A 15,329-nucleotide genomic window follows, 5' to 3' on the forward strand; every position below is an offset into this window, starting at 1 on the left:
ATATTCATTTAAAACTAAAACTATAGCTGATTTAACAACTACATCAATATTAGAATTCATAACAGATTCTTTTAAAACTTCCATATTTAGGTTAAACTGTAATTGAGTCATTTTTATTCATCTTCTCTTTGTTTATCGTCGTTGAAAACATTGTTGACAAGAAGGAATAAAATGACTCTTTGTTTTTACACAATTATATGGACTTAATCGCGATTTATCATCGATTAGACTATTTCCGACAAAATCCGCACCACTAAAGTGACTCACCTCTGTATACATTTTTACGTTTCAAAACAACTAATAATATTTGTATTACATGATTTGTCCAAGCATGACATATACTAAAAAAAGTTTAGTTTCTGCTCAAATTACATAAACGTGGCAGCGTAAGAAATAGGAGGTAAAGAATGAATAAAAAACTAACAGCATTGTTTATAACATTGTCTCTATTATTAGGTGCAGGAGGTATGTATATTGGGCAAGAACTACTCCAGCCCAATACACCAAAAGAGACGGAAGCAATCCCAACGTTCGGTAATGTATTTAATGCCGAAGAACAAGCATCTGAAATTGAAGGGTTTGATAAGTTTAGACAAGCTCTTGAATTAATATCAACAAAATATGTGGAAGAAGTCGATGAAGAAGAGCTTTTAGAAGGTGCTATTCAGGGGATGCTGTCAACATTGGAAGATCCATACTCCGTATATATGGACAAAGAAACAGCAAAGCAGTTTTCCCAGGCACTGGATTCTTCATTTGAAGGAATTGGCGCAGAAGTTGGAATGGATGAGGGAAGAGTCACAATTGTTTCACCTTTCAAAGGCTCTCCAGCAGAAAAAGCAGGTCTTCAGCCTAATGACCAAATCGTCAGTATAGACGGAAAAAATGTTGAAGGATTAGACCTCCATGAAACGGTCTTGAAAATACGTGGAAAAAAAGGAACAAAGGTGGCAATCGAGGTTGTTCGCCCAAATTCACGAGAAAAGTTAACATTTGATGTAGTACGAGATGAAATTCCTCTTGAAACTGTGTTTGGCAGTACTAAGGAATATCAAGGGAAAAAGGTCGGCTATATTGAGATTAGCTCTTTCTCAGAAAATACAGCAAAAGATTTTCAACAAACATTAACGAAATTAGAAAAAGATAAAATTGAAGGCTTAGTTTTAGATGTTCGTGGAAATCCAGGTGGCTATTTACAAAGTGTAGAAGAAATTTTAAAGCAGTTTGTGACGAAAGATCAGCCATACATTCAAATTGAAGAACGTACTGGAAATAAAAAACGTTACTTCTCTGATCTTTCTGAGAAAAAGGATTATCCGGTAACTGTGTTAATTGACAAAGGCAGTGCCTCTGCTTCTGAAATTCTTGCTGGAGCATTAAAAGAAGCATCAGGCTATGATATTGTTGGCGTAACCTCATTCGGAAAAGGAACTGTTCAGCAAGCAGTACCAATGGGTGATGGCAGCAATATTAAATTAACTCTATATAAATGGTTAACACCTGAAGGAAACTGGATTCATAAAAAAGGTGTGGAACCAACAATTAAAGTGGAACAACCAGCCTTGTATAAAGCGAGTCCACTACAAATTGAAAAATCGTTAGTACGTGATATGAATAACGATCAAGTCAAAACAGCACAAATTGCTCTTAAAGGACTTGGCTTCGAACCATCACGCATGGACGGATATTTTAACGATGCAACCGAAACAGCAGTAAAAGCATTTCAACAAACAAATGAACTACCAATAAGCGGAAAAATCGACCAACAAACAGCAGATGTACTAAATAAAAAATTAAGTGAACTTCGAGGAAAAGAAGAAAATGATCTTCAATTGAAGATGGCGATTAAAACGTTGTTTAACTAGAGATCAGTTCTGCTGATTTCTTTAAAAAACTCAGAAAACAGACCAAATCCAACAGCGATTAGGTCTGTTTTTTTGCTTTTTGTAGGGCGTGCTAAGCCTTGGAGCATTCATCAGTCGTGAAGGACATAAGCTACTGGGAAGCTTGAGAAATAGATCGTCAGAATCCATAATGACTTTGAGGCTACATAATCAGCTTTACTATTCTTTTAACAAAGTTAGAGACAAGAATGATATTATCCCCCATCACCATATCAACTCTTTTTCTTCTCGCAAAAGGACGTAAAATGATATCTATCAGCGTACTTCTATAGAAAAAGAAATTCAGGGGGATATGTCTTGAAAAAATCTAGCTATCAAAGGGAACTTGTTTATCAAAACTTAACCGACCAATTAAGTGAGAAAGTTATTGTGTCACCTCACTCTCAAGCAAGCTCTAGTAAATATATCCGCCTATTTTGTATGTATTTAGCAAATTATTCCGAAAAGAAGTCAATTCAAGAAGTTGATCACCAGGTTGTGAAGGATTACTTTTCCTATTTAACGAAAGATCATAAGCGATTATCATTAACTTTAACAGATATCAAAAAATCAATGCAGATGATTTCTGAAACGTTGAATATCGAATTAGAGCAATCTATGAATGATTTTTCCCTTTCAAATAGCCATCTTTGGAACAAGTTAAAATAAGCATACTCAATTGTTGAGAGAGATGGTAAAATATGAGTAACTGATTCCAAAAAGGAACATTGCTTTTTGGACAAGTTCAAATGAGATACGGCTAAAAACAGTTAGGTGGGATTCTGTTTTGATAGAAAATTGGTTACTAGAGTTGCTTTGGGCTGTTGGTCGCTTCTTTATCCATCCACTCTTTTATTTATTTTTCCTTTTAACTCTTGCTTATGGTTATTTTCGCGTGAAACGTGAACGAAAGTCATTTCATACTCGAGTGCGCGATCTTTATGATGAGATGAAGTTTACTTATACAAAGGGATTACTTGCCGGTTTACTATTATCGGTTATTTTATTTGCTGTTGGTTTAAGTCTTCCTTTTGGGACACTAGTTTTATGTGCCATAGTTACAGCAATCATCGGTTTCACATGTAAATTACGCTGGCTTTCTGCTGCCTTTACGATTGGTTTAACATTTTTCATTATTGCAATCATGGGTGATGCTGAAGGTTTTGATTCATTTTTTATCGGATTATCTGAAACAAGCTATGCTTCACTTGGTATTTTGGCAGGTTTACTAATGATCACTGAAGGTGTTCTTATCTTTCGAACAGCACATCAAAACACATCACCATATATTAAAACGAGTACAAGAGGCTTGCCAATTGGAACACATGAAGCAAATCGTACGTGGATGCTTCCATTGCTTTTCCTTGTTCCAGGCGGAGAGTTAACTTCTACTTTATCGTGGTGGCCAGTGTTAAATATCGGAGGACAACCGTTCCTTCTATTGTTTATCCCGTTTTTCCTTGGCTTTCATCAAAGAATTCAAGGCTCAATGCCATTAGAAAGCATCAAAGTAACAGGTCAGCGGGTGATCTGGTTGGGTGTTATTACCTTACTTGTCGCTGTAAGCAGCATTTGGTTCACTCCTGTTGCATTTATAGCTATGTTTATTGCGATGATTGGTCGTGAATTTATTACCATTCGTCAGCGAATAAATGATGATTCAGCTGCCTTTTATTTTTCAAAAAGAGATCATGGCTTAATGATATTAGGCATACTTCCACAATCACCAGCAGAAAAAATGAATTTGCAGGTTGGGGAAATGGTCATGAAGGTAAATGGCTATTCAGTCAAATCAGTTGAAGAATTGTATCAAGCATTACAAAAGAATTCTGCATTTTGTAAGCTTGAAATTGTCGATTTTAACGGTGAAATTCGCTTTGCACAAAGAGCTTTATATGATGGTGAACACCATGAATTAGGCATTCTTTTTGTAGAAGATGATAAAAAGTGGGAAACAGAAGCGGTTTGATGTCATTTTGCATGTGAATTTTATGAATAAAGACGAGATCCCCTTTGAATTTCCAAGGAATCTCGTCTTATTTTTTTGCGAAAAATCAAGTGTAACCTAGAAAACTCCCAGGCATAACACTGCTTGCTTAATTGACGTACTATTTTATCAGGGCTAGGAGATTACCTAGCTCTATTTTTATATCATATTGTTTAACTGGTGAATAATGAACTCTCAACGAACATGAATCATTTATGCTAAAACCAACCTGGTATGATTTTGAAGAAATGATGGGATAATACGTCATATAAAAACATGAGAATACTAGAGTGCAAATGTATTTTTTCGATCTAAGTTTATAATTGGTATGACTTTAATATTTCTCTACAAATTAAAATGAGTTAAAATGAATGAAAATCGTTCTTTTTAGTAAATAGAGTATTTCTTGAAAGGAGTATAACATGGAATTATTATTCCTTTTTATTTCAGCGCTTATCACACTTATATTATTAATAAACTATCTGAAAAATAACAAGAAAATCATCTATTATATGGGATGGCTGTCGGTAATTATTTTCTTTTTAATCCTTATTTACAATGGCAAACAGATCAAAGCAGAGTTCATTTTATTAACAAACTCTATAAATGAACCAGCATTTTTGCAGAGTGTGTTGAATGGTGAGGAAGTTATTCTTACTGAAAAAATGTTAGATGTTCCGTTAGTTGCTCAGCTTCCTGAATTGCCGAGAGGCTGTGAAGTCACAAGTTTAGCGATGCTGTTGCAATATGAAGGAATCGAAGTAGATAAAATGGAATTAGCTAAAAATGTGAAGAAAGATCCTACACCTAAGACGATTCGTCATGGTGTGATTTCATTTGGGAATCCTCATGATGGATTTGTTGGGGACATGTATTCTTTTAATAATCCGGGGTATGGTGTGTATCATCGACCAATTGCAGAGCTTGCTTCAACCTATTTGCCGAATAAAATCATTGATTTGACTGGAAATGATTTTGAAGAAGTGATCAAACATATTAATCGTGATTCACCTGTATGGGTGATTGCGAATACGACGTTTAAAACGTTGCCAGATTCATTATTTGAAACATGGGAAACACCTACCGGGAAAGTGAAGATTACTTATAAAGAGCATTCTGTTGTTGTGACAGGTTATGATGAACAATTTATTTATTTTAATGATCCACTAGCAAATGAAAAAAATAGAAAAATCCCGAAAGAAAACTTTATAGCTGCTTGGGAGCAAATGGGGAAGCAGGCTATTGTTGTTGAATAGCTTACCAATAATAGTTGTAGTATAAACATTGTTGAATGTTAATTCTAGCGCATAAATTTATTGAGGCTGTATTCGCAAACTTTGTTGCTTTTAAATACCTAAAGCAATCAGCACTGTATTAAGTCTAGTGGCATCTTTTCTTCATAAAATAGTACCCTTATAGGTGAAAAAACACTGTTTTCACTATGAATTTTGGTTACATAGCAACTATTGTTCAGAAAAGAGCCTTTATTGAGGCTGCTTTCGCAAACTTTTTTGCTTATAAATACCTAAAGCAATCAGCATTGTATTAAGTCTAGTAGCATCTTTTCTTCATAAAATAGTACCCTTATAGGTGAAAAAATACTGTTTTCACTATGAATTTTGGTTACTAGCAACTATTGTTCAGAAAAGAGCCTTTATTGAAGATAAAAACCTTAAATGAATGAATGTGAAATTTAAAATATGAATAGAAAAAGCGTTTACAAATGCTGTTTTATTTTATATACTAAATTTAACAAGTTAAGTCGTGCTGATGAGTGATGGAGAGACAGCTATTTATAACTAATAAAATTCCTATTTTATTAGTTATAAGTGGCTGTCTTTTTTTACTCTAGAACGATGAAGGTTGAATCACATATTGGGCTATCATTAGATTAGAAAGTAACTAGTGCAAACTAAGAAGTAGAAAAATAAGTTAACATAAATAAGCTAGCACGATAAACATTACTTACCATTGGAGGAAAGACCATGGAGAAAAAATACATTTTATCACTTGATCAAGGAACAACAAGCTCAAGAGCAATTTTATTTAATAAAAATGGAGAAATTGTAGATGTCGCTCAAAAAGAATTTACACAATATTTTCCGAAGCCTGGCTGGGTAGAGCATAATGCTCAAGAAATTTGGAGCTCAATATTGGCTGTTATATCAGAGCTATTAATTAAAACGAATGTTTCTCCACAAGAGATTGCTAGTATTGGTATTACAAATCAACGTGAAACTGCAGTTGTATGGGATCGTGAAACAGGTCAACCCGTTTATCATGCGATTGTTTGGCAATCAAGACAAACAGCTGATATATGTGAAGAACTAAAAGAAAAAGGATATAACGATTTATTTAGAAGTAAAACAGGATTATTAATTGATGCGTACTTTTCAGGAACAAAAGTGAAATGGATTCTTGATCATGTTGAAGGAGCAAGACAAAAAGCCAATGAAGGTAAATTACTTTTTGGTACTATTGATACATGGTTAATTTGGAAGCTATCTGGTGGTACGAAGCATGTGACTGATTATACAAATGCTTCAAGAACGCTGATGTATAATATTTATGATTTAGCATGGGATGATGAATTGTTGGAAATTTTAACGATTCCAAAATCGATGTTACCTGAAGTTTGTTCATCTTCTGAAGTATATGCTGAAACAGTTGATTACCATTTCTTTGGTGAAGCCGTTCCCATCGCAGGAATAGCGGGAGATCAGCAAGCGGCATTATTTGGGCAAGCATGTTTTGAAAAGGGTATGGCTAAAAACACATATGGTACAGGGTGTTTCATGTTAATGAATACTGGTGAAAAAGCTGTGCCTTCAAAACATGGATTATTGACTACAATTGCTTGGGGAATCGACGGGAAAGTTGAGTATGCATTAGAAGGAAGTATATTTGTCGCAGGATCAGCTGTCCAATGGCTTCGAGATGGCTTAAGAATGGTCGATCATGCGCCACAAACAGAAGAATATGCTGCAAAAGTAGATTCAACAGATGGTGTTTATGTTGTTCCTGCATTTGTTGGATTAGGAACACCATATTGGGATAGTGATGCAAGAGGTGCCATTTTTGGAATCTCACGTGGTACGTCAAAGGAACATTTTATTCGTGCAACTCTTGAATCACTTGCTTATCAATCGAAAGATGTTTTAACTGCAATGGAAGCAGATTCAGGAATTGAACTGAAGAAATTACGTGTAGATGGTGGAGCGGTTAAAAATAACTTTTTGATGAATTTTCAAAGTGATATTTTAAATGTTCCAGTCGAACGCCCTGTTGTCAATGAAACAACGGCTTTAGGAGCAGCTTATTTAGCAGGTCTTGCTGTTGGGTTCTGGAGTAGCCGCGAAGAAATCATGAATCAATGGAGTATAGATCAATCCTTTGAGCCAACGATGGGTGAAGAACAACGAACAATGCTTTATGATGGCTGGCAACAAGCTGTTAAAGCAACGATGGGCTTTAAGCCGAATAAAAGGTGAAAACAGGAAAAAATTTAATGAGGGGGACCAAAATGTCATCTGTATTAATAGATGACATTTTGGTCTTTTTATATTTGGTTAGAAAAACAAGATTTATTTACAGAACCGGACAAGTCAAACATAGTAGGAGGGATGATAACAATAACGATGAATTCAATTATCAGGTATGCAAAAGGGATATAACCTCTTGTTTGGATTGGTAGACAAATTAAAGATAAGAAAGAGGACACATAAAAATGGTATCCTCTTCACTAGCTTTTTTTTAATTCATCATTCTGAGACTGAATCCGTTTTACGACGCCAAACACCTTTTCATACAATACTTGAAATCCGTACATCAACACCGACTTCACTAAAAATAACAGAGAAAGTTGAAATTTTGTCAATCTAACAAGTGATACATATCCAATTTTCTTAAACCATTCTAGAGTGAAGTAAGTAAAAAAAGAATCAATGATAATATTGACTAACATGTATAAATTAAATTTTCCATACGTGTATTTTAAAATCCAGAATGATCCTACAAAAAATGGTCCAAATATTAAAGGTAACTCTCCTAAAACATTCGGTTTAACATGAAAAGGAAACCACCACCATTTTTTCTTTTGAGCAAAATATCCTTCAGCTGTTACATATAAACACATGAATAAGGCACCAGGCAAAAATCGTAGAAATGTTTTTTTCTTTAAAAGTGGAAGTGATAGCCAAGGTAAAAGAGTCATTAAGATCATAAATTGCTTTGCATTTTTCATCATAAGACAACCTTTTCAATTTTCTTTTATAAGTAAAATCTCCCCAATTGTTCATAAATTTATGTATTTTTTAAGAAAAATTCATTTCTTGTCTTACTTCCTCGTAAATATAAGTGATAGACATTGGAGGGAGAGGTCAATAAATGAAATTTAATGATATCCCGATATGGGATGAGCATTTATTTTGGTTAGAAATTTTGCAAGATCATGCCTATTTTGTAAGAGATCATCTTTCAGTAACTGAGACACAGTATGTTAATACTTCACAGCAGTATATTAATTGGTTCCAAGAGTTGATTTCAATGTTGAATTCGCTTCCTCGTACGTCTGATTTTAGAGATGTAATGATGATTCAATTTGCTAATAAAGCTTGGCCAGTAGCAAGAGGCTATTTTGAATTTGAAGGAAAAATGCAGGCACTTCGAATAGATAATAAAGTGAATCTTAATTTGTCGCCAACCTATTTAAATGGAACATTAGCGGAAAATCAAGAATACTTACGAATACTAAGTTTCTTAGTTCAAGGTAAAGAACCTGTGCCACTTTCTTTAGAAAATTTAATGGATTTATGGTTGGAGGATCAACTGGGTCATGCCCTATTATTTGAGTCTGTTCTTGATCCTATTGAAATAATTGCTACTCGACAAGCTGAAGCTTATATTAGTAAATATCAAGTATTTATCGTTCAAAACCGCCACCTTAAAGGATACTTACGTTTTAAAGAACCTGGATTTGCTCGTCAAATGGAATTTGCCTATGATGTTGGCAAAACAACGTTAGAAATGAGTGAATTTATTTATAGCATGGTTCTCAAATACAAAGAAAATAAAGTCTTAAACAAATCAACTTTACGTTTTCTCGAGCATCATTTTCCAGAAACATGTTATTTTATTAGAAAACTTAGCTTTTATGCACCACGATTGCGAGAAGAAGCAAGTAAATGTTCGTTGAAAAGGCCTTCGTATTACTGATTTCGAGGGCTATTGTATAGAGAATACATGGGAAACGGGCTTCATTGAGGAATGAGGCCCTTAGGTATGGAGTAGTTAACAGAGGTTGGGACAATATTATTTTAATAAAATTGAAACCGTATTATTGTTGAAGATGTAGTTACGTCGCTCCTGAAATATACTCCGCTTTCCACGGAAAGCTAGCAAGACACCTCGTGTTACGTAGTGTGGGTGGGGTCTAGCCGATGCTTTGCATCTCGCAGCAGTTTACGTATATTTTATCCACTAAGCTATTACCTTGTAAGAATTGTTGTTAATGAATATGTTATGTTATGTCCCAGCCTCAATTTCATTTGCAAGTTAATTAGGATTATGATGATGTTTGAATGCTATTTACATTCAATAATTAAATACTCTTGACAATATACCTATAGGGGTATAAAATAAGCATTGTAGATAGCAAATTCATTTCTCAACGTTGAAGGGAGGAGCTAAAATGGAATATAACATCCAAGTGAAAAATCGCTTAAAAAGAATGGAAGGACAAATTCGAGGCATTTTAAAAATGATGGAAGATGATCAGCCGTGTAAAGAAGTGATTACTCAATTGTCAGCTGTTCGATCAGCAGTCGACCGTACCGTTGGTGTGATTGTTAGCTCTAACCTAGTTGATTGTGTGATTGAAGCTGAAAAAAAGGGTGAAGATACAGAGCAATTGATCAAGGAATCTGTTAGTCTTTTAGTGAAAAGTCGCTAAATAGAAAGATTGACAATTTCTATATATCTGTTAACATACCCGTAGGGGTAAAGGTAATATAAACTATTTCTTGGAGGTAACGATAAATGAACGTAGATAAGCTATTAGATGCAAAAGGTTTAGCATGTCCGATGCCAATTGTCAAAACAAAGAAAGCTATTAATGAGCTTGCTTCAGGTCAAATTCTAGAAATTCATACAACTGAAAAAGGTGCAAAAAGTGATCTTACTGCTTGGGCTAAGTCTGGTGGTCATGAGTTGATTCAGCATGAAGAAGAAAATAATGTGTTTAAGTTTTGGATTAAAAAAGGATAAATTTTTTTGTGAAAATAAATACCTATAGTGGTATATGTATATTATGAGGAGGATATTATGACTGAAACGAAAAAAACAACAATTGTCTTATTTAGTGGTGATTATGATAAAGCAATGGCAGCATATATTATTGCAAATGGGGCGGCTGCTTATGATCATGAAGTAACGATTTTCCATACATTTTGGGGATTAAATGCTTTACGTAAAGATGAGAATATCACTGTGAAAAAGAGTTTTATGGAGAAAATGTTTGGCAAAATGATGCCTAGAGGTGCAGAAAAAATGGGACTTTCTAAAATGCACTTTGCTGGTATGGGACCAAAAATGATTAAAGATGTGATGAAGAAACATAATGCTCTACCTTTATCACAGTTAATTGAAATGGCACAAGAGCAAGATGTCAAGTTAGTCGCATGTACGATGACAATGGATTTATTAGGACTTAAAGAAGAAGAATTATTAGATTCTATTGATTATGCGGGAGTTGCAGCCTACTTAGCCGATGCTGAGGATGGAAATGTGAATTTATTTATCTAGAAGGGATTGAGTGATAAGTGGAATATGTAAACTATCTTATTATTGGTTTGGTAATCTTTCTTTTCATTCAACGTCTTTTTCCTGCAAAAGGTGTGGAACAAATTTCTACTCTAGAATTGAAAAAGAACCTGAATGATAAAAATAAACAATATATTGATGTTAGAACAGAGGCTGAATTTAATGGGAGAAATATTAAAGGATTTAAAAACATCCCTTTGCATCAGTTGAATCAAAGAAGTGATCAGCTTTCTAAGGACAAAGAGGTTATCGTTATTTGTCAAAGTGGCATGAGAAGTAATAAAGCTAGTAAATTATTAAGGAAAAAAGGCTTTAAAAAAATGACAAATGTAAAAGGCGGCATGAGTGCCTGGTCTTGAGTACAAAGGAGGAAACTGTGTTGAAAGAAATGACGGCAAAAGAAGTGGAAGCTATTTTAAACGAAGGTATCGTGTTAGATTTGATTGATGTGCGTGAAGTAGATGAAGTAGCTGAGGGAACAATTTCAGGAGCAATAAACATTCCTTTAGGTTTACTAGAATTTCGTATGCATGAGCTAGATAAAGCAAAAGAATACACGATGGTTTGCCGTTCAGGTGGCAGAAGTGGGCGCGCTTCACAATTTCTTGAGAGCAGAGGCTTTAATGTAATCAATATGACAGGCGGAATGCTTGCTTGGGAAGGCAAAGTTGAGTAATTTTTTTAGAAAATAATATACCCTATAAGGTATTTAGGAGGATTATACATGGAAACGATTAAAGCAAATGTTACATTAGATGCAAAAGGGTTAGCATGTCCAATGCCGATTGTGAAAACAAAAAAAGCAATGACAGGTTTAGATGCGGGTCATGTTTTAGAAGTTCTAGCTACAGATAAAGGTTCAAAAGCCGATTTAAAAGCTTGGGCAGATAAAGCAGGACACCAATTTTTAGGTACGATTGAAGAAGATGATGTGTTGAAGCATTTTTTAAGAAAGTCTTCTGACGAAGAAACAGTTGAGCAGAAGCATCTCCATGTCATTAATAATAAAGATCTTGAGGCGAAAATGAACGCAGGTGAAAACATGGTTATTCTCGATGTAAGGGAAGAAGCTGAATATGCGTTTAACCATATTCCAGATGCGATTTCGATTCCTTTGGGTGATTTAGAAAATCGATTACCTGAACTGAACAAAGATAACGAGATTTTTGTTATTTGTCGGACAGGAAGCAGAAGTGATTTAGCAGCACAAGTTTTAACGGAAAAGGGTTTTTCAAAGGTTGTTAATGTAATACCAGGAATGAGCAATTGGTCAGGAGCAAGTGAAAAGTTATAAATGTTTTAGGTTAGAGCATTTATCAATCTAGTACTCTAACCTCTCACTGTAATTTTTTTTAATTAAAAATATACCTAAGGGGGTAATTTAGAATGACTTTAAAAATAATGACTGCTAAAGAGGTAACACAAAAAGTAGTGAATAAAGAAGATTTATTTATTTTAGATGTGAGAAATGAAGATGCGTTCCAGGATTGGAAAATTGAAGGACACAACTTTGAATATATGAACATTCCATATTTTGATCTACTTGATGGTGTTGAAGAGATTATCAATCAAATGCCAAAGAATAAAGAAATTTTAGTTGTTTGTGCGAAAGAGGGTTCTTCCATTATGGTAGCTGAAATGCTTGTGGAGGAAGGATTATCTGTTGCTTATTTACAAGGTGGGATGAAAGCTTGGAGTGAATATCTGGAGCCGGTTAAGGTTGGAGACTTACAAGATGGTGGCGAAATTTATCAATTCGTTCGGATCGGAAAAGGCTGTCTTTCTTATATGGTGGTTTCAAATGGTGAAGCAGCGATTATTGATTCAACAAGAATGACAGAAGTATATGTACAATTTGCTGAAAAAGTCGGAGCTAACATCGCACATGTGTTTGATACCCATTTGCACGCTGATCATATTTCAGGTGGACGTATGATTGCTGAGAAAACTAATGCAACATACTGGCTGCCACCGAAGGATGCTGAAGAAGTTACTTTTGACTATCAAGCACTTGAGGGAGGTCAAGAAGTGATGATTGGTGGTACGAAGATTACAATTAATGCTCTTTATTCACCAGGTCATACAATTGGTTCAACTTCATTTGTTGTTGATCATAAGTTCCTGCTTTCAGGTGATATTTTATTCATCGATTCGATTGGAAGACCTGATTTAGCGGGAATGGCTGAGGATTGGGTAGGAGATTTGAGAGAAAGTTTATACGAGCGTTACCGTGAGTTATCAGATGAACTAATTGTTCTTCCAGCCCACTTTATGATGATTGATGAATTAAATGAAGATGGAAGTGTGGCTGAAAAATTAGGAACATTGTTTGCAAAAAATCATGGCTTAAACATTGAAGATGATAATGAGTTTAGAAAGTTAGTTACAGAAAATTTACCACCACAACCAAATGCATATCAAGAAATTCGTGAAACAAATATGGGGAAAATCAGTCCAGATGAAGAAACACAACGCGAAATGGAGATTGGGCCAAATCGTTGTGCTGTTCGATAATAGGAATATTTTATTAGGCTATTTTCTGAATGATTGCTGCTATGCAACCAAAATTTGGAATGGAAAAGTTTTTTTGACTATAAGTGTACTATTTTCTGAAGAAAAGAAGCCACTAGACTTACTACAGTGCTGATTGCTTCGGGTATTTAAAAGCAACAAAGTATGCGAAAACAGCCTTTTATTAAGAATGAGGAGTGATTTTAGATGAACGTAGCAAAAGTATTAGATGCAAAAGGCTTAGCATGTCCAATGCCAATTGTAAAAACAAAGAAAGCTATCACTGAGCTTGAAACAGGTGACATCCTTGAAATCCATGCAACAGACAAAGGGGCAAAAAGTGACTTAACAGCATGGGCAAAATCAGGTGGTCACGAACTAATTAAGCATGAAGTAGAAGACAATAATGTATTTAAATTTTGGATTAAAAAGGGCTGATCAAGCTTTGGGGTCAGGTCTCTCGCTATTGAAGGGGCTTGACTCCATGAAGGAGGAATCAGAATGGATATCGCTTTTATCGTCACAATATTTTTAATCGGATTTATAGGTTCATATGTATCTGGGATGCTTGGGATTGGTGGGTCAATTATTAAGTATCCGATGCTTTTATATATTCCTCCGTTGTTCGGTTTAGCTGCTTTTAGTGCTCATGAAGTTTCCGGTATCAGTGCAGTACAGGTGTTTTTTGCAACAATCGGGGGAGTGTGGGCTTATCGAAAAGGTGGTTATTTAAATAAAACACTAATTCTTTATATGGGATCAAGTATTTTAGTTGGTAGTTTTATCGGTGGTTTCGGATCAAAGCTTATGTCAGAGGACGGAATTAATATAATATATGGTATTTTAGCGTTGATCGCAGTAATTATGATGGTTCTTCCAAAAAAAGGTATTGATGATATCGCGTTTGATTCAGTGACATTTAATAAGTGGCTTGCAGCTGGTTTAGCGTTTATTGTTGGACTTGGTGCAGGGATTGTCGGAGCTGCAGGGGCGTTTTTGTTAGTGCCGATTATGCTTGTTGTGTTAAAGATTCCAACGAGAATGACAATTGCCTCATCACTAGCAATCACCTTTATCTCATCTATTGGAGCGACTGTTGGGAAAATATCAACAGGTCAAGTTGATTACTTTCCAGCATTAATAATGGTCGTAGCAAGTTTGATAGCCTCTCCATTAGGTGCAATGGCAGGCAAGAAGATGAATACAAAAGTATTACAAGTAACATTAGCACTGTTGATTTTAGCAACTGCCGTTAAGATTTGGCTTGATATTTTGTTGTAATCGACAAAAACCGGGGCGTGACAGTCACGCCCCCTAAAGCACAAAGGATTGAACCAATCGCCTGTATCCAGCTGCCAACTTCATTCAACTTATTTGCCTCTTCGCCTCTTAATTCTCTTATACCGGAGATTGCTTGTAGAGAGTTACCGATTGCTTGGAGAAGGTTTCCATTTACAATTAAAAGTTCATCAAGAGTTGGCTCACGGCCTAGTGCTTCTGTAAAAGCGACTCCTCCACCTAAAGCTTGAAGGAAATTACCTTTTATGTTTAATTCAATTTTTGTCTTCTTATCGAAATAGAGCAAGATAGAAGCAACAATTGTTGTATTCCCAATCGCCTGTATTTCATTTCCTACTTTGTCGAGCGTATAGTTTTCTTCACTATCTGCTGTTAAAGCATTACCCGTAGCTTGTAGTACATTTCCCCATAAGTCTAAGCTTTTTAGCTGAGATTCATTTAAAACTCTAGAAGGGGTAGCTCCTATCGCTGAAAGGGTTGTTCCGGTTGCTACAATCCATGAACCGAGCACTGCATTCTTTTCATTGGCCATCTCACCTCTCCACCTTCCTACCATATTCTATACATTTATAGTTCAATTGCTAAGGCGTTAGCGGTTTTTTAAGAAATCTCTTTTTTTACTTCTTTCTTTAATTCATTCAGTAAATTAACTATAACTAGTTCTTTTTGTAGGTTTAAAACTATCTAAATTGATGAATGATTTGTAGCTTGTAGCCAAGAAGATGAGAAAAGCTATGTAAGCATAGAATATTCTTCCACTCTAAAACCCAAGGAGGTTCTTTCACAACTCGGTTTTTTATTCTTTTTAGATTGTGAAAAAGGAAAAAAGT

17 protein-coding genes are annotated in these 15,329 nt (G+C 35.1%); 15 read left to right on the forward strand and 2 right to left on the reverse strand.

Translation table 11 applies throughout. The features are described from left to right. Nucleotides 1–407 precede the first annotated feature (407 nt). From LC076_RS22680 to glpK, 5 genes are all read left to right on the forward strand, one after another. On the forward strand, nucleotides 408–1,865 hold the full coding sequence (locus LC076_RS22680) for a S41 family peptidase (protein WP_226671396.1): 1,458 nt from the start codon (nucleotides 408–410) through the stop codon (nucleotides 1,863–1,865). 336 nt (nucleotides 1,866–2,201) lie between these two features. Beyond that, the gene (locus LC076_RS22685; RefSeq protein ID WP_226671397.1) at nucleotides 2,202–2,552 is read left to right on the forward strand and encodes a swarming motility protein SwrAA; all 351 of its coding nucleotides are present in this window, start codon (nucleotides 2,202–2,204) and stop codon (nucleotides 2,550–2,552) included. 118 nt (nucleotides 2,553–2,670) lie between these two features. Then, entirely contained in the window at nucleotides 2,671–3,852 is a 1,182-nt protein-coding gene (locus tag LC076_RS22690; protein ID WP_226671398.1) for a PDZ domain-containing protein, read from the forward strand. Nucleotides 3,853–4,292: 440 nt separating this feature from the next. Continuing rightward, a complete protein-coding gene (locus LC076_RS22695; RefSeq protein ID WP_226671399.1) occupies nucleotides 4,293–5,126 on the forward strand; it encodes a C39 family peptidase in 834 nt (277 codons plus the stop codon). A gap of 729 nt (nucleotides 5,127–5,855) precedes the next feature. Continuing rightward, complete coding sequence (glpK, locus tag LC076_RS22700) at nucleotides 5,856–7,361, forward strand: glycerol kinase GlpK (protein WP_226671400.1); 1,506 nt, start codon at nucleotides 5,856–5,858, stop codon at nucleotides 7,359–7,361. 251 nt (nucleotides 7,362–7,612) lie between these two features. Here glpK and LC076_RS22705 read toward each other — a convergent pair whose 3' ends face one another. After that, nucleotides 7,613–8,113 carry a hypothetical protein gene (locus LC076_RS22705; protein ID WP_226671401.1) on the reverse strand — a complete coding sequence of 167 codons (501 nt, stop codon included), beginning with the start codon at nucleotides 8,111–8,113 and terminating at the stop codon, nucleotides 7,613–7,615. Nucleotides 8,114–8,256: 143 nt separating this feature from the next. Between LC076_RS22705 and LC076_RS22710 the strand changes: the two genes are divergently transcribed. The 10 genes from LC076_RS22710 to LC076_RS22755 all read left to right on the forward strand — a co-directional run bounded on the left by LC076_RS22710 (nucleotide 8,257) and on the right by LC076_RS22755 (nucleotide 14,481). Next, nucleotides 8,257–9,084 carry a DUF2935 domain-containing protein gene (locus LC076_RS22710; protein WP_226671402.1) on the forward strand — a complete coding sequence of 276 codons (828 nt, stop codon included), beginning with the start codon at nucleotides 8,257–8,259 and terminating at the stop codon, nucleotides 9,082–9,084. Between the two features lie 475 nt (nucleotides 9,085–9,559). Beyond that, nucleotides 9,560–9,820, forward strand: a complete 261-nt coding sequence (locus LC076_RS22715; RefSeq protein ID WP_226671403.1) for a metal-sensitive transcriptional regulator — start codon at nucleotides 9,560–9,562, stop codon at nucleotides 9,818–9,820. Between the two features lie 86 nt (nucleotides 9,821–9,906). Continuing rightward, nucleotides 9,907–10,134, forward strand: a complete 228-nt coding sequence (locus tag LC076_RS22720; RefSeq protein ID WP_226671404.1) for a sulfurtransferase TusA family protein — start codon at nucleotides 9,907–9,909, stop codon at nucleotides 10,132–10,134. A gap of 57 nt (nucleotides 10,135–10,191) precedes the next feature. Beyond that, a complete protein-coding gene (locus LC076_RS22725) occupies nucleotides 10,192–10,671 on the forward strand; it encodes a DsrE/DsrF/DrsH-like family protein (protein ID WP_226671405.1) in 480 nt (159 codons plus the stop codon). Nucleotides 10,672–10,688: 17 nt separating this feature from the next. After that, nucleotides 10,689–11,048, forward strand: a complete 360-nt coding sequence (locus LC076_RS22730; RefSeq protein WP_226671406.1) for a rhodanese-like domain-containing protein — start codon at nucleotides 10,689–10,691, stop codon at nucleotides 11,046–11,048. A 20-nt stretch (nucleotides 11,049–11,068) separates the two neighbouring features. After that, nucleotides 11,069–11,365 (forward strand): rhodanese-like domain-containing protein, encoded by a 297-nt coding sequence (locus LC076_RS22735; RefSeq protein WP_226671407.1) that lies wholly within the window; start codon nucleotides 11,069–11,071, stop codon nucleotides 11,363–11,365. Between the two features lie 48 nt (nucleotides 11,366–11,413). Continuing rightward, a complete protein-coding gene (locus LC076_RS22740) occupies nucleotides 11,414–11,983 on the forward strand; it encodes a sulfurtransferase TusA family protein (protein WP_226671408.1) in 570 nt (189 codons plus the stop codon). 92 nt (nucleotides 11,984–12,075) lie between these two features. Continuing rightward, complete coding sequence (locus tag LC076_RS22745; protein WP_226671409.1) at nucleotides 12,076–13,203, forward strand: MBL fold metallo-hydrolase; 1,128 nt, start codon at nucleotides 12,076–12,078, stop codon at nucleotides 13,201–13,203. A 204-nt stretch (nucleotides 13,204–13,407) separates the two neighbouring features. Beyond that, complete coding sequence (locus LC076_RS22750; RefSeq protein WP_226671410.1) at nucleotides 13,408–13,638, forward strand: sulfurtransferase TusA family protein; 231 nt, start codon at nucleotides 13,408–13,410, stop codon at nucleotides 13,636–13,638. A gap of 63 nt (nucleotides 13,639–13,701) precedes the next feature. Beyond that, a complete protein-coding gene (locus LC076_RS22755; protein ID WP_226671411.1) occupies nucleotides 13,702–14,481 on the forward strand; it encodes a sulfite exporter TauE/SafE family protein in 780 nt (259 codons plus the stop codon). Here the strand turns inward: LC076_RS22755 and LC076_RS22760 are convergent. Then, on the reverse strand, nucleotides 14,453–15,031 hold the full coding sequence (locus LC076_RS22760) for a DUF6944 family repetitive protein (RefSeq protein ID WP_226671412.1): 579 nt from the start codon (nucleotides 15,029–15,031) through the stop codon (nucleotides 14,453–14,455). The genes LC076_RS22755 and LC076_RS22760 overlap by 29 nt on opposite strands. Nucleotides 15,032–15,329 lie beyond the last annotated feature (298 nt).

The organism is Metabacillus litoralis (assembly GCF_020524045.1).
Lineage (GTDB): Bacteria > Bacillota > Bacilli > Bacillales > Bacillaceae > Metabacillus > Metabacillus litoralis_C.

Excerpts from the sequence above, each read along its gene's own strand:
- LC076_RS22680 (WP_226671396.1), top strand. The coding sequence starts at position 408 with ATGAATAAAAAACTAACAGCATTGTTTATAACATTGTCTCTATTATTA.
- LC076_RS22695 (WP_226671399.1), top strand. The coding sequence starts at position 4,293 with ATGGAATTATTATTCCTTTTTATTTCAGCGCTTATCACACTTATATTA.
- glpK (WP_226671400.1), top strand. The coding sequence starts at position 5,856 with ATGGAGAAAAAATACATTTTATCACTTGATCAAGGAACAACAAGCTCA.
- LC076_RS22705 (WP_226671401.1), bottom strand. The coding sequence starts at position 8,113 with ATGAAAAATGCAAAGCAATTTATGATCTTAATGACTCTTTTACCTTGG.
- LC076_RS22710 (WP_226671402.1), top strand. The coding sequence starts at position 8,257 with ATGAAATTTAATGATATCCCGATATGGGATGAGCATTTATTTTGGTTA.
- LC076_RS22715 (WP_226671403.1), top strand. The coding sequence starts at position 9,560 with ATGGAATATAACATCCAAGTGAAAAATCGCTTAAAAAGAATGGAAGGA.
- LC076_RS22720 (WP_226671404.1), top strand. The coding sequence starts at position 9,907 with ATGAACGTAGATAAGCTATTAGATGCAAAAGGTTTAGCATGTCCGATG.
- LC076_RS22725 (WP_226671405.1), top strand. The coding sequence starts at position 10,192 with ATGACTGAAACGAAAAAAACAACAATTGTCTTATTTAGTGGTGATTAT.
- LC076_RS22740 (WP_226671408.1), top strand. The coding sequence starts at position 11,414 with ATGGAAACGATTAAAGCAAATGTTACATTAGATGCAAAAGGGTTAGCA.
- LC076_RS22745 (WP_226671409.1), top strand. The coding sequence starts at position 12,076 with ATGACTTTAAAAATAATGACTGCTAAAGAGGTAACACAAAAAGTAGTG.
- LC076_RS22750 (WP_226671410.1), top strand. The coding sequence starts at position 13,408 with ATGAACGTAGCAAAAGTATTAGATGCAAAAGGCTTAGCATGTCCAATG.
- LC076_RS22755 (WP_226671411.1), top strand. The coding sequence starts at position 13,702 with ATGGATATCGCTTTTATCGTCACAATATTTTTAATCGGATTTATAGGT.
- LC076_RS22760 (WP_226671412.1), bottom strand. The coding sequence starts at position 15,031 with ATGGCCAATGAAAAGAATGCAGTGCTCGGTTCATGGATTGTAGCAACC.